At 70.8% G+C, this 13,694-nt stretch carries 14 protein-coding genes; 12 read left to right on the top strand and 2 right to left on the bottom strand.

Translation table 11 applies throughout. The features are described from left to right. Window positions 1–10: 10 nt before the first annotated feature. Window positions 11–838: an SCO6745 family protein gene (locus tag H9L21_RS13570; protein ID WP_154596472.1), complete on the bottom strand. Its 828-nt coding sequence runs from the start codon at window positions 836–838 to the stop codon at window positions 11–13. Between the two features lie 91 nt (window positions 839–929). Here H9L21_RS13570 and H9L21_RS13565 point away from each other — a divergent pair, with 91 nt between their 5' ends. Next, on the top strand, window positions 930–1,547 hold the full coding sequence (locus H9L21_RS13565) for a TetR/AcrR family transcriptional regulator (protein WP_255467066.1): 618 nt from the start codon (window positions 930–932) through the stop codon (window positions 1,545–1,547). A 92-nt stretch (window positions 1,548–1,639) separates the two neighbouring features. Here H9L21_RS13565 and H9L21_RS13560 read toward each other — a convergent pair whose 3' ends face one another. Then, on the bottom strand, window positions 1,640–2,227 hold the full coding sequence (locus H9L21_RS13560; protein ID WP_154596474.1) for an inorganic diphosphatase: 588 nt from the start codon (window positions 2,225–2,227) through the stop codon (window positions 1,640–1,642). A 2-nt stretch (window positions 2,228–2,229) separates the two neighbouring features. Here H9L21_RS13560 and dacB point away from each other — a divergent pair, with 2 nt between their 5' ends. The 11 genes from dacB to folK all read left to right on the top strand — a co-directional run bounded on the left by dacB (window position 2,230) and on the right by folK (window position 13,691). Next, a complete protein-coding gene (gene dacB / locus H9L21_RS13555) occupies window positions 2,230–3,564 on the top strand; it encodes a D-alanyl-D-alanine carboxypeptidase/D-alanyl-D-alanine endopeptidase (RefSeq protein WP_154596475.1) in 1,335 nt (444 codons plus the stop codon). A 121-nt stretch (window positions 3,565–3,685) separates the two neighbouring features. Beyond that, window positions 3,686–6,142, top strand: a complete 2,457-nt coding sequence (locus tag H9L21_RS13550) for a DEAD/DEAH box helicase (RefSeq protein ID WP_154597060.1) — start codon at window positions 3,686–3,688, stop codon at window positions 6,140–6,142. Between the two features lie 25 nt (window positions 6,143–6,167). After that, a complete protein-coding gene (locus tag H9L21_RS13545; protein WP_154596476.1) occupies window positions 6,168–7,208 on the top strand; it encodes a zinc-dependent metalloprotease in 1,041 nt (346 codons plus the stop codon). Continuing rightward, window positions 7,208–8,155: a tRNA lysidine(34) synthetase TilS gene (gene tilS / locus H9L21_RS13540; protein WP_154596477.1), complete on the top strand. Its 948-nt coding sequence runs from the start codon at window positions 7,208–7,210 to the stop codon at window positions 8,153–8,155. The genes H9L21_RS13545 and tilS overlap by 1 nt, the downstream gene beginning before the upstream one ends. 130 nt (window positions 8,156–8,285) lie before the next feature. After that, the gene (gene hpt, locus H9L21_RS13535) at window positions 8,286–8,840 is read left to right on the top strand and encodes a hypoxanthine phosphoribosyltransferase (RefSeq protein ID WP_187411575.1); all 555 of its coding nucleotides are present in this window, start codon (window positions 8,286–8,288) and stop codon (window positions 8,838–8,840) included. Between the two features lie 51 nt (window positions 8,841–8,891). Further along, on the top strand, window positions 8,892–10,916 hold the full coding sequence (ftsH, locus tag H9L21_RS13530) for an ATP-dependent zinc metalloprotease FtsH (protein ID WP_154596478.1): 2,025 nt from the start codon (window positions 8,892–8,894) through the stop codon (window positions 10,914–10,916). A gap of 9 nt (window positions 10,917–10,925) precedes the next feature. Continuing rightward, window positions 10,926–11,489: a GTP cyclohydrolase I FolE gene (folE, locus tag H9L21_RS13525; protein WP_187411574.1), complete on the top strand. Its 564-nt coding sequence runs from the start codon at window positions 10,926–10,928 to the stop codon at window positions 11,487–11,489. A gap of 64 nt (window positions 11,490–11,553) precedes the next feature. Beyond that, complete coding sequence (gene folP, locus H9L21_RS13520; RefSeq protein ID WP_154597063.1) at window positions 11,554–12,357, top strand: dihydropteroate synthase; 804 nt, start codon at window positions 11,554–11,556, stop codon at window positions 12,355–12,357. Continuing rightward, complete coding sequence (locus H9L21_RS13515) at window positions 12,350–12,757, top strand: nuclear transport factor 2 family protein (RefSeq protein ID WP_187411573.1); 408 nt, start codon at window positions 12,350–12,352, stop codon at window positions 12,755–12,757. The genes folP and H9L21_RS13515 overlap by 8 nt, the downstream gene beginning before the upstream one ends. Further along, complete coding sequence (gene folB / locus H9L21_RS13510; RefSeq protein WP_154596479.1) at window positions 12,754–13,131, top strand: dihydroneopterin aldolase; 378 nt, start codon at window positions 12,754–12,756, stop codon at window positions 13,129–13,131. The genes H9L21_RS13515 and folB overlap by 4 nt, the downstream gene beginning before the upstream one ends. Further along, on the top strand, window positions 13,128–13,691 hold the full coding sequence (gene folK, locus H9L21_RS13505) for a 2-amino-4-hydroxy-6-hydroxymethyldihydropteridine diphosphokinase (protein WP_187411572.1): 564 nt from the start codon (window positions 13,128–13,130) through the stop codon (window positions 13,689–13,691). Before folB ends, folK begins: the two co-directional genes overlap by 4 nt. The last annotated feature ends 3 nt before the right edge of the window (window positions 13,692–13,694 follow it).

Genomic DNA, 13,694 nt, shown 5'->3' with positions numbered 1-13,694 from the left:
CACGCCTGGCTCAGCGCGCGTGAGCGGTGCGGCTGGGCGCGAGGGCGGGGTGCGCCGCGGCCCAGTCGTCCGCCAGGGCGACCAGCTCTGCCTCGAGGGTCACCAGTCGCGACGTCGCCTCGCGGTCGAGGCCGGCCGCCACGACGCGGTCGGTGGCGTCCTCCAACTGGGCGCGCGCGGCGATGCCGGTCTCGGTGCCGGTGCCGTCGGCGTTCAGCCAGCCCCGCGTGACCAGGCCGGCTATGGCCTGCGCCCACTCCTGCTCGGTCCAGCCGCGCATCGTGCGCTGGTCGGCGAACCACGCCCACCCGGTGCCCGAGGCCAGGGCGTTGGCCGCGGCACCGTCGAGCCCGGCTGCCGTGAGGACCGCGAGATGGCAGTCGCCGCGGTACTCGCGCAGGGCGGTCACCGCCTGCCAGAAGTCGACGACCGGATCGTCCGAGACGGGCAGGTCGGCGTGGGCGGCCGCGAGCGGCTTGCCGGCCCAGTCGACGCCGTTCAGCACCGCCCGGACCCGGGGCGCGAGGGCGGCGGCACCGTGGCTGATGGGGTCGAGCAGGCCGCGGGCCAAGGCGTACCGGGCCTCGAGCACCTGATCGCGTTCGGCCAGGCGCCACGCGTCCGGCACGGCTCGCTCGACCAGTCGCGGAGCGAAGCCGTGGAACGTGGCGACCACCAGGGCCGGCCCGGGCGTGCCGAGCGCGGCCGACCGGCTGGCGAAGTAGCCCATCCAGTAGCCCTTGAGCCCGGCCGCCTCGTACCGGGCCTTGGAGTCCGGCGCGAAGTAGACGCCCGCGTGCAGGGTCTCGATCGCATTCCACATCGCCCGTGAAGTCATGGCCCGACCCTAGCCGCGCGCGAAATCGCCGAAGGGTGGAGACTGTCCCCCGAACTCAGATACCATCGGTATGCGAGAAGAGGAGCCGATCGTGTCGGAAACGAAGGTGAGCCGGGCCGAGCGTCAGCGACAGACGCGCGAACGCCTGATCGAGGTCGCGGCGCAGATGTTCCTCGCCGTCGGCTATGCCGGAACCTCGTTGGACAAGGTCGCCGTCGAGGCGGGCTTCTCCAAGGGAGCCGTCTACTCCAACTTCGCCGGCAAGGAAGAGCTCTGCATGGCGGTGCTCGACACCATCCATGCCGAGAAGATCCGCCTCGTGCAGGCGGTGTTCTCCGAGGACACGTCCCTCGACTCGCGGCTGAAGAGCTTCGTCGAGTGGTCGCGGACGGGCTTGGGCGAGCCGCAGTGGACGGCCCTGGAGGTCGAGTTCGCGGCGGTCGCGCGGCACAACCCGTGGGTCGCCTCCGAGCTGGTCAAGCGTCACCGCGAGATCCGCCGGCTGATCGGGCAGCTGATCTCGGCCACGATCGAGGAGGCCGACCTCGAGACGACGATCCCCGTCGAGCACGTCGCCACGGCGCTGCTGGCGCTGGGTGCCGGCCTCGGCGGTCTGCGCGCGCTCGACCCGAAGGTCGACCCGGACGTCTTCGGGGTCGTGCTGGCCGGACTGGTCCGCCCTCGGCGCGAGGCGCGCGACGGCGAATAGCCGCCTGCCCCGAGAATTGCTCCGGGTTCCACCTTTCAAGACTCCCGAAAGGTAGAACCCGGAGCAATTCTCGCGCGGGGACGGGGCGTGGCTCAGTAGCCGCCGTTGTCCTCGAAGCGCTTGAAGCTGGCGTGGATCTCGGCCTCGGCCTCTTCGCGGCCGACCCACTCGGAGCCTTCCTCGACGGACTTACCGGGCTCGAGGTCCTTGTAGGTCTCGAAGAAGTGCTGGATCTCACTGAGATCGAAGTCGGACACGTCGCCGACGTCCTGCAGGTGCTCGTGGCGCGGATCGCCCGCGGGGACGCACAGGATCTTGTCGTCGCCGCCGGCCTCGTCGGTCATCTTGAACATGCCGATCGCGCGGCACTCGATGACGCAGCCGGGGAACGTCGGGAAGGGCAGGATGACGAGCGCGTCGAGCGGGTCGCCGTCGTTGCCGAGGGTGTTGTCGATGAAGCCGTAGTCGGCCGGGTACTGCATCGACGTGAACAGCGTGCGGTCCAGCCGGATGCGGTGCGTCTTGTGGTCGAGCTCGTACTTGTTGCGCTCGCCCTTGGGGATCTCCACGGTGACGTCGAAAAACACGGTTCCTCCGGCTTGGCTGGGAATGGCTGTCACATAGTCTGACGCACGTGACAGCCCGTGGCGCCCGCAGGGGGCGAAGAACGCCTGCCGCATGGGTGCTGCCGTTGCTCGTGCTGGTCACCCTCGCGTCGATCGCGGCGCTCTACGTACGCGGTGACCTGAACCCCATCTTGTGCGACGGGCCGTGCGCCCCGCAATACGTGACACCGCCGGAAGGTCTGGCCACGCAGTCGCCCGACCCCGACGAGGCGGCGACCGTCGGCTCGGGCCCGATCGACGCGGGTGCCCTGGCCACGGCCGTCGCCGGACCGCTGCAGTCCGAGGCGCTGGGCGGTCGGACGAGCCTCGTGGCCGTCGACGCCCGCGACGGCGCCGTGCTGATCGACGACGCCGAGGGTGCGCAGATCCCCGCCTCCACCACGAAGCTGCTGACTGCGGTGGCGGTACTGCAGGAGTGGGGGCCGGACGCCCGGTTCGAGACCACGGTCGTGCGCGACGGGCAGCGCCTCGTCCTCGTGGGTGGCGGCGACCCGTACCTGACGGACACGAAGTCGAAGGGCTCCTCGGTCGAGCGAGCGGACCTCGCAACCCTCGCCGCCGCCACCGCCAAGCAGGTGGGTCGCGGGCCGGTCACGCTCGGCTACGACGTCTCCCTCTTCGTGGGCCCGGCGGTCAGCCCCGCGTGGGAGGAGGGCTACGTCGGCGGCGTCGTCGCGCCGGTCAGCCCGCTGTGGGTCGATCGCGGACGCGTGGGTGCCGGGCGCTCGACCGATCCCGCCGCCGACGCCGCCCGCCGGTTCGCCGAGCTGCTGCAGGCACGCGGTGTCGACGTCACGGGCACGCCGACGCAGACCGAGGCCTCGGGCACGACGATCGCCACCGTGCGCAGCGCGCCGCTGTCGCGGATCGTCGAGCAGTTCCTCGCCGACTCCGACAACGAGGTCGCCGAGGTGCTCCTGCGCCAGGCGGCGATCAAGGCGGGCGAGCCCGGCTCCTTCGCCGGGGGCGCCGAGGTCGTCGCGCAGGTCCTCGCCGATGCCGGCGTGGACATGGCCGGCCTGGTGATCAACGACGGCAGCGGGCTGTCGCGCAAGAACCGCATCTCCGCGCGGACGCTGGCCGAGACGATGGCCGAGGTCTCCGAGACGCCTCGGCTCGGGTCGATCCTCAGCGGACTGCCGGTCGGCGGGTTCAGCGGCACGCTCGAGGATCGCTACGTGCAGTCGGGACAGGCACGAGGTCTGGTCCGGGCCAAGACCGGGACCCTCACGGGTGTTCATGCGCTGGCGGGCGTGGTGACCCTGTCGGGCGGCCGGCCGGTCGCGTTCGCGCTGATGTCCGACGACACCGAGGGCGTGAACCCGTTCGTCACCCAGGCGGCCCTCGACCGGGTCGTGGCCGCGATGGCCGACTGTGCCTGCGGTGCCTAGGAAGCCCGTCGCCGCAGGCCGCCCTGGTCGCGGCGCCTAGGCTGCACGGGTGGCATCACGACTGGTCGACCTGCTTCCCCCGGAGCCGACTGACGACGTCGACGTCATCCACGAGGCGATCATGGGCTGGGTCGAGGACCGCGGCCTGACGCTGTATCCCGCCCAGGACGAGGCGATCCTCGAGTGCGTCTCCGGCTCCAACGTGGTCCTCGCGACCCCGACGGGCTCGGGCAAGAGCCTGGTCGCGACCGCGGCGATGGGCGCCACGCTGGCGCGCGGCGGCTGCAGCGTCTACACCGCGCCGATCAAGGCCCTCGTCAGCGAGAAGTTCTTCGACCTGTGCGAGATCTTCGGCGCCGAGAACGTCGGCATGGTCACGGGCGACGCAGCGGTCAACGCCGACGCCCCGATCATCGCCGCGACGGCCGAGATCCTGGCGAACATGGCGCTGCGCGAGGGCGCGGCCGCCGACATCGCGACGGTCGTCATGGACGAGTTCCACTACTACGCCGACCCCGACCGAGGCTGGGCCTGGCAGGTGCCGCTGATCGAGCTGCCCCGCGCCCAGTTCCTGCTGATGTCGGCCACCCTCGGCGACACGACGAAGCTGGAGGCGGACCTCGCCCGCCGGACGGGTCGCGAGACCGTCGCGGTGACCTCGGTCGAGCGGCCGGTGCCGCTGGTCAGCGAGTACGTCACGACGCCCATCCACGAGACCCTCGAGCAGCTCGTCGAGACCCATCAGACCCCGGTCTACGTCGTGCACTTCTCGCAGGCCGCCGCGTTGGAGCGCGCCCAGGCGCTGACCAGCGCCAAGGTCGCCACGCGGGCCGAGCGCGACGCGATCGCCGAGGCGCTGGGCGACTTCCGCTTCACCTCGGCGTTCGGCAAGACGCTCTCGCGGCTGATCCGGATGGGCATCGGCGTGCACCACGCCGGCATGCTGCCGCGGTACCGCCGCCTCGTCGAGACGCTGACGCAACGGGGCCTGCTCAAGGTCGTGTGCGGCACCGACACCCTCGGGGTCGGCATCAACGTGCCGATCCGCACGGTGCTGTTCAGCGGTCTGTCCAAGTACGACGGCACCCGCCAGCGGCACCTGCAGGTGCGCGAGTTCCAACAGATCGCCGGGCGTGCAGGCCGGGCCGGCTACGACACGGTGGGCCACGTCGTGGTCGAGGCGCCCGACCACGAGGTCGAGAACGCCCGGCTCGTGCGCAAGGCCGGGGACGACCCGAAGAAGCTCAAGCGGATCCAGCGCAAGAAGCCGCCGGAGGGCTTCGTGTCGTGGGGTCACGGCACGTTCGAGCGGCTCGTGAACGGCACGCCCGAGCCGCTCGTCTCGCGGATGAAGGTCAGCCACGCGATGGTGCTCGACGTCATCACCCGCCCCGGCGACGCCCGCGCGGCTCTCGAGCACCTCATCCGCGAGAGCGGCGAGACGCCCGAGTCCCAGGACCGGCTGCTCGAGCAGGTCGACAACATCATCGAGGCGCTCGTCGCCGGTGAGGTCGTCGAGCAGCTCGACCCGCCCGACGAGCAGGGCCGCACCCTGCGCCTGACGGTCGACCTGCAGGCGAACTTCGCGCTGAACCAGCCGTTGTCGCCCTTCGCGGTGGCGGCCTTCGACCTGCTCGACCGCGAGTCGCCCACGTACGCGCTCGACGTCGTCTCGGTCGTCGAGGCGACGCTCGACGATCCCCGCCCGATCATCAACGCCCAGCGCTTCCGGGCGCGCGGCGAGGCCGTGGCCGAGATGAAGATGGACGGCATCGAGTACGACGAGCGCATGGAGCTGCTCGAGGACGTCGAGCACCCCAAGCCGCTCGAGGAGCTGCTGAACGCGGCCTACGAGATGTACCGCAACGGCCACCCGTGGGTCGCCGACTACGAGCTGCGTCCCAAGTCGGTCGTGCGCGAGATGTGGGAGCGCGCCATGACGTTCTCCGAGCTCGTCTCGGACTACCAGCTGGCGCGCACCGAGGGCCTGGTCCTGCGCTACCTCTCGGACGTCTACAAGACCCTCGTCCGCACGGTGCCCCAGGCGGTGCGCAACGACGAGCTGACCGACCTGACCGAGTGGCTCGGCGAGCTGGTGCGACAGGTCGACTCCAGCCTGCTCGACGAGTGGGAGGAGCTCATCGCTCCCGGGCAGGACCCTGCCGAGGTCCGCGCCCAGGCGACCGGTGCCGACACCCCGCGCCCGCTCACGGCCAACGCCCGCGCGTTCCGGGTGCTGGTCCGCAACGCGATGTTCCGACGGGTCGAGCTGGCCGCGTTCGGCCGCTGGACCGCGCTGGGCGAGCTCGACGCCGAGTCGGGCTGGGACGCGCAGGCCTGGCGCGAGGCGATCGCCGAGTACCGCGAGGAGTACGACGAGCTCGGCACCGGGCCTGCGGCCCGCGGCCCCGAGCTGTTCATGGTCGAAGATGAGACCTCGCGCGTGTGGAAGGTCCGTCAGGTCTTCGACGACCCCGAGAAGGACCGCGACTGGGGCATCTCGGCCGAGGTCGACCTCGATGCCTCGGACGAGGCCGGCGAGCCGGTCGTCCGGGTGCTGTCCGTCAGCCCGCGCTGAGGTCCCAGGCCGTAGGTTGGGCGCCATGATCGACTGGAACGTCGCGCTGTCCACCTCTCGGCGTCTGATGCGTCCCGGACCTGAGCTCAGCCAGGCCGAGGTCGGTGAGGTCGTCGCCGAGCTGCGCGAGGCCTCGCTCGTCGCCGAGGGACCCGTACGCGAGTTCACCGGCCTCGTGCCCAGGTACCCCACGCCCGTGCTCGTGGTCGACCGGCCGCGCTGGGCCGAGGCCAACCTGGCGACGTTCCGGCTGCTGATGTCGCCGCTCGACGAGAAGCTCGCGGAGGCCGGCAAGCTGCCCACCGGACTGCCGCGCGCCGTCGGAGGCCGCGTCGCCGGCGTCGAGCTGGGCGCGATCGTGGCGTTCCTGGGCGGCAAGGTGCTCGGTCAGTTCGATCCGTTCGCCGAGGGGGAGCACGGGCCCGGCCGCCTGCTGCTGGTGGCGCCGAACATCGTCCACGTCGAGCGCGAGCTGGACGTCGACCCGTCGGACTTCCGCCGGTGGGTGTGCCTGCACGAGGAGACCCATCGGGCGCAGTTCACCGCGGTGCCGTGGATGCGCGACCACATGATGAGCAAGGTCGAGCAGCTGATGGACGCCACCGATGTGAGTGGTGGCGCCGTCACCGACGTGGTCTCCGAGGCGCTGCCCGAGCTGGTGCGCATCGTCCGTGGCGAGTCCGACAAGTCCCTGTCCGACCTGTTCCAGAACGAGCAGCAGCGCGAGGTCGTCGACGGCCTCACCGGCCTGATGTCGTTGCTCGAGGGCCATGCCGACGTCGTCATGGACGACATCGGCCCCGAGGTCGTCCCGAGCGTCGCCGAGATCCGCCGCAAGTTCACCAAGCGCCGGGGCTCCGGCTCGGCCCTGCAGAAGGTCGTGCGCCGGCTCCTGGGCTACGAGGCGAAGATGCGTCAGTACAGCGACGGTGCCTCCTTCGTGCGCCGCGTCATGGACCAGGTCGGCAAGGACGGCTTCGACGCCGTCTGGGCCGACCCGGCGCACCTGCCCACCCGCGCCGAGATCATCGACCCGAAGTCCTGGGTCGCCCGCGTCCACGGCTGATGAGCCGGCTCGACCCGCTGGTCGCGCGGTCCCGGAACCTGGTCGAGCCGTACCTGGCGCCCGGCGCGATCGTCGCGGTCTCGGGCGGGGCCGACTCGCTCGCGCTGGCCGCGGCCGTGTCGTTCTTCGTGCGGCGCCGTGGGTTCGAGGCGCGCGCCGTCGTGGTCGACCACGGCCTGCAGGCCGGCTCGGCCGAGGTGGCCGCCCGCGCGGTGGAGCAGTGCGAGCGTCTCGGCCTGCCCGCCTCGGTCCGCGCGATCGAGGTGCGCGACCTGGGCACCGGCCCGGAGGACGCGGCGAGGTCCGCTCGTTACCGCGCCCTGCTCGACGAGGCGGGCGACGACACGCCGATCCTGCTCGCGCACACCCTCGACGACCAGGCCGAGACGGTCCTGCTCGGTCTCGGTCGCGGCTCCGGGCCGCGAGCGATCCAGGGCATGCGACCGACCAACGGTCAGCTGTGCCGGCCCTTCCTGTCGCTGCGCCGGGCCGAGACGGAGCGGATCTGCGCCCTGCACGACCTCGACTGGTGGGACGACCCGCACAACGAGGACCCGGCCTTCCGCCGCGTGCGGGTGCGACGTGAGCTGCTGCCGCTCATGGAGGACGTGCTCGGCGGGGGAGTGGCCGAGGCCCTCGCGCGCACGGCCGACCTGGTGCGCATGGACGCGGACGCCGTCGACTTCCTCGCGATCCGGGCGATGCCGGAGTCGGGCGAGGTCGAGGACCTCTGGACGTTCGCCGACCTCGACACCCCGGTCCGACTGCGCATCTGGCGCCGTCTCGCCATCGACGCGGGCGCATCGCCCGGCGAGCTCTCCCACGCCCACACCGTGGCTCTCGACGCGCTGATGCAGTCGGCAGGAGGCAAGCGCATCGAACTGCCCGGGGGAGTCACGGCGGTCAGGAACGGCGACCGCGTGCACTTCGTGCCCCGAGATCTGTAGCGCTACGCACCTCAAAGTGACCTCGGCGCCCCGAATCGGGTGGGTAGCGCTCCACATCCGGAGCGGCGGAGCCGCCAGCGATTCGCGACCGGCTGCCGTGCGAAATGGTGTGCTGTGGCACGCTGGCACCGTGGACACCGAGCGCGTCGAAGCCGACCTCGACCTGACCCAGCCGCTCTTCTCGGAAGAGCAGATCCAGACCCGACTGGCCGAGATGGCTCGCCAGATCGAGGCCGACTACGAGGGGCGCGACCTGCTGCTCGTGGGCGTGCTGAAGGGTGCGGTCATGGTCATGGCCGACCTCTCCCGTGAGCTGGACCGCCATGTCGAGATCGACTGGATGGCCGTCTCCTCCTACGCGGGCACCAAGTCCTCGGGCGTCGTGCGGATCCTCAAGGACCTCGACACCGACCTGGACGGTCGCCACGTGCTGATCGTCGAGGACATCATCGACACCGGCCTGACCCTCTCGTGGCTCGTGGCCAACCTGAAGTCGCGCGGCCCGGCGTCGGTCGAGATCGCCACGCTGCTGCGCAAGCCGGAGGCGCTGGAGATGCCCGTCGACGTCAAGTACGTCGGCTTCGACATCCCGAACGCGTTCGTCGTCGGATACGGCTTGGACTACGACGAGAAGTACCGCAATTTGCGCAGTATCGGCACACTGGCTGAGCACGTGTATTCCTGACCCCAGGAACAGAACCGGACGGAATCCGAACTGCATGAACGACGAGGCGGCATGAACTTCAAGAGCCTGTTCAAGGGCCCGTGGCTGTGGATCATCCTCATCGCGGCCGTGGTCATCGGCGTGCTGTCCTTCTCCGGTTCGGCCGACGGGTACCGCGAGGTCAAGACCGCGACGATGGTCGGCTACTTCGACGACGCCAAGGTCAAGGACGTCACCTTCGTCGACGGCGACCAGGAGGTCCGCGCGACCCTCAAGGGCGACGGGGACAAGAAGGTCAAGGCCACCTGGCTTGGTCAGGAGCAGGGCGCGCAGCTCGTCGCGAAGGCCCAGAAGCTCGTCGACGACGACAAGATGAACGCCTACAACGTCAAGATGCCGCCGAAGAACACGCTGCTCTCGGTGCTGCTGAGCTTCCTGCCGTTCGTCATCTTCATCCTGATCTTCCTGTGGCTGATGAACTCGATGCAGGGCGGCGGCGGCCGGGTCATGCAGTTCGCCAAGTCCAAGGCGAAGCTCATGACCAAGGACACCCCGCAGACCACGTTCGCCGACGTCGCCGGCTGTGACGAGGCGATCGAGGAGCTCGGCGAGATCAAGGAGTTCCTCCAGGAGCCGGCCAAGTTCCAGGCGGTCGGGGCCAAGATCCCCAAGGGCGTCCTGCTCTACGGTCCTCCCGGCACCGGCAAGACCCTGCTCGCGCGCGCCGTCGCCGGCGAGGCGGGCGTCCCGTTCTACTCGATCTCGGGCTCGGACTTCGTCGAGATGTTCGTCGGCGTCGGCGCCAGCCGCGTCCGCGACCTGTTCGAGCAGGCCAAGGAGAACGCCCCCGCGATCGTCTTCATCGACGAGATCGACGCCGTCGGCCGTCACCGCGGCACCGGCATGGGCGGCGGACACGACGAGCGCGAGCAGACCCTGAACCAGCTGCTCGTCGAGATGGACGGCTTCGACGTCCGCGGCGGCGTCATCTTGATCGCCGCGACGAACCGTCCCGACGTCCTCGACCCGGCGCTGCTGCGCCCGGGCCGCTTCGACCGCCAGATCGCCGTCGAGGCGCCCGACCTGGCCGGCCGCACCCAGATCCTCAAGGTCCACGCCCGCGGCAAGCCGATCGATCCGGACGTCGACCTCGAGGCCGTCGCCCGCCGTACCCCCGGGTTCAGCGGCGCCGACCTGGCCAACGTGTTGAACGAGGCAGCGCTGCTGACCGCGCGCAACTCCGCCACGACGATCGACGACGCCGCCCTCGACGAGGCGATCGACCGCGTCATCTCCGGACCTCAGAAGCGCTCGCGCCTCATGAACGAGCACGAGCGACTGGTCACGGCCTACCACGAGGGTGGCCACGCGCTCGTCGCCGCGGCGCTGCCGCAGAGCGACCCCGTGCACAAGATCACGATCCTGCCGCGCGGCCGGGCGTTGGGCTACACGATGGTCCTGCCCGACGAGGACAAGTACAGCCAGACCCGGGCCGAGCTGCTCGACAAGCTCGCCTACATGCTCGGTGGCCGCGCCGCCGAGGAGCTCGTCTTCCACGACCCGACCACGGGCGCGGGCAACGACATCGAGAAGGCCACCAACCTGGCCCGCGCGATGGTCACCCAGTACGGCATGAGCGAGCGCATCGGCGCCGTCCGGTTCGGCGAGGACAACGGCCAGCCGTTCCTCGGCCGCGACATCGGCCACTCGCGCAACTACTCCGAGGACGTCGCAGCCGCGATCGACGACGAGATCTCCGGGCTCATCAAGCACGCCCACCAGGAGGCCTTCGACATCCTCGTCGAGAACCGCCACGTGCTCGACCAGCTGGTGCTGGAGCTGATGGAGAAGGAGACCCTCGACAAGGCCGAGGTCGCTCGGATCTTCGAGGCCCTGAACCGCCGCGACGTCCGCCCGGCCTGGACCGGCTCGGAGACGCGTCGCCCGTCGTCGCAGCCTCCGATCACCGTGCCGCACCGCAACGGCGCCGCCTCCGACTCCACCGGCTCCGAGGAGGGCATCGTGGTGGGTCCGGACTCCGGCTCGGACGCGCCGTCACCGGACCAGCCCCTGTCGGGCGAGTCCCCGACCGCCTGAGGAGGGCACGTGTCCGTCGATCATCCCCGTGCCGAGGCGGCCGTTCGCGAGCTGCTCGCGGCCATCGGTGAGGACCCCGACCGCGACGGTCTGCAGGACACGCCGGCGCGGGTCGCGCGGTCCTACGCCGAGCTGCTCGGCGGCTACGACCAGGACGCCCGCGAGGTGCTCTCCGCCGTCTTCGAGGTCGGCCACCGCGAGCTCGTGCTGGTCCGCGACATCGAGGTGTGGAGCATGTGCGAACACCACATGGTCCCGTTCTTCGGCGTTGCCCACGTCGGCTACATCCCCGGCGAGACGGGGCACGTCACCGGCCTGTCGAAGCTGGCCCGCCTCGTCGACGTGTACGCGCGCCGGCTGCAGGTGCAGGAGCGCCTGACGACGCAGATCGCCGAGGCGATGGTCGAGGTGCTCCAGCCGCAGGGCGTCATCGTGGTCATCGAGGCCGAGCACCTGTGCATGACGATGCGCGGGGTGTCCAAGGCCGGCGCCCGCACGATCACCAGTGCCGTCCGTGGCCAGCTGCTCGACCCGGCGACCCGGGCCGAGGCGATGCAGCTCATCTCCAAGTGAGCACCCGGGGCCTCTCGTGGTGACGCTGCCGCTGCCCGGCCTGGCGCAGGACCGGTGCGTCGTCATGGGCGTCGTCAACGTCACGCCCGACTCCTTCTCCGACGGCGGTCGCTGGTTCGACCCCGGTGCCGCCGCCGAGCGCGGCTTCGAGCTGGTCCGTCACGGTGCCGATCTGGTCGACGTGGGGGGCGAGTCCACGCGTCCCGGCGCCCTGCCGGTCGATCGCGAGGAGGAGCTGCGTCGCGTCGTCCCGGTGGTGCGCCGCCTGGCCGACGCGGGCGTCCTGGTCTCGGTCGACACCATGTGGGCCGAGACGGCCGAGCAGGCCATCGAGGCCGGCGCCGTCCTGGTCAACGACGTCTCCGGCGGCCGCGCCGACCCGGCGATGGTCCCGCTCGTCGCGCGCGCCGAGGTCCCGTTCGTCGTGATGCACTGGCGGGCCCACTCCCAGCAGATGCAGCAGCACACCGAGTACCGCGACGTGGTCGAGGACGTGCTGACGGAGTTGTGGGAGCAGTTCGACGCGGTGTGCGACGCGGGCGTCGACCCCGAGCGGATCGTGCTCGACCCGGGCCTGGGCTTCAGCAAGACGGGCGACCAGAACTGGACCCTGCTGGCGCACCTCGACCGGTTCACGAGCCTGGACCGGCCGCTGCTGGTCGCCGCGAGCCGCAAGGGGTTCCTGGGGGCGCTGCTGGCCGACGAGGTGGGACCGCGCCCGGTGGACGAGCGCGAGGACGCCACGACGGCGATCAGCACCCTCTCGGCCCTGGCGGGGGCGTGGGGCGTGCGGGTGCACGACCCCCGGCGCAGCGCGGACGCCGTGCGCGTCGTCGCGCGGCTGCGCCAGGAGCGCTCCGGTGAGTGACGTCCTGGCCGCCCACCGGGCCTTCTACGACGCGGTCGAGACCGGTGACGTCGACCTCATGGCCGCGCTGTGGGTGGACGATGCGGGCACGACCTGCGTGCACCCCGGCGCCCCGCCACTGAAGGGCACCGCGCCCATCCTGCGCTCCTGGACCGTGTTGATGGCCGGGGTCGGGTACATCCAGTTCTTCCTGACCGATGTCGAGGTCTCGCTGCTGCCGGCGAACGACCCGACCACGGCGATCGTCGTGTGCACCGAGAACATCCTGTCCGACGGCGGGTCGGTCGAGTCCTTCAACGGTGGTCGCGCCGTGGCGACGAGCATCCTCGTGCGCGATGGGGCACGATGGCGGTTCTGGGCGCGGCACGCCTCGCCGTTGATCGATCCGGAGGACGTATGAGCGACCAGCACCCCGGCGACCGCATCGAGCTGCGGGGCCTGTCGGCCGTGGGGTACCACGGCGTTTTCGACCACGAGCGCAGGGACGGCCAGACCTTCGTCGTCGACATCGTGCTGTCGGTCGACCTGGAGCCCGCGGCGACGAGCGGGGACCTGTCCCGGACCGTGCACTACGGCGAGTTGGCCGAGCAGGTGCACGCGATCATCACGGGGGACCCCGTCGACCTGATCGAGACATTGGCCCTCCGTATAGTGAGCGTATGTCTGGGCCATGAGCCCGTCCGCTGGGCCAGCGTGACGGTGCACAAGCCCGAGGCGCCGATCGAGGTGGCATTCACCGATGTCACCGTGACGATGGAGCGGAGCAAGCTGTGACCGAAGCACCCACCCCGTACGAACTCGACGCGGACACGATGACCGGAGGCATGCGCCCCATTCGTCAGGCCGTGCTGTCGATCGGTTCGAACCTCGGCGACCGTGCCGGCCGCCTGCAGGGTGCGGTCTCCGCACTGGAGGACACTCCGGAGGTCACCGTCGTGGCGATCTCCTCGGTCTACGAGACCGAGCCCGTCGAGGCTCCTGAGGGCTCGCGCCCGTTCCTCAACGCCGTCGTGCTCATCGACACCACGCTGACCGTGCACACGCTGCTCGACCGCGCCATGGCGATCGAGGACGCGTTCGAGCGCGAGCGCAGCGAGCCGGGTGCCCCGCGCACCCTCGACGTCGACATCATCGTCGTCGGCGACCGCGTGGCCCAGGACGACTCCCTGACGCTGCCGCACCCGCGCGCCCACGAGCGCGCCTTCGTCCTCGTGCCGTGGCTCGAGATCGACCCCGAGGGCGAGATCCCCGGACACGGATTCGTCGCGGACCTGATCTCCGGCGTCGACGCCTCCGGGGTGACCAAGCGCGAGGACGTCGAGATCATCTTGTGACCC

Origin of the sequence: Aeromicrobium senzhongii (genome assembly GCF_014334735.1) — a bacterium.
Lineage (GTDB): Bacteria > Actinomycetota > Actinomycetes > Propionibacteriales > Nocardioidaceae > Aeromicrobium > Aeromicrobium senzhongii.
This window is presented reverse-complemented; position numbering and strand designations above follow the sequence as displayed.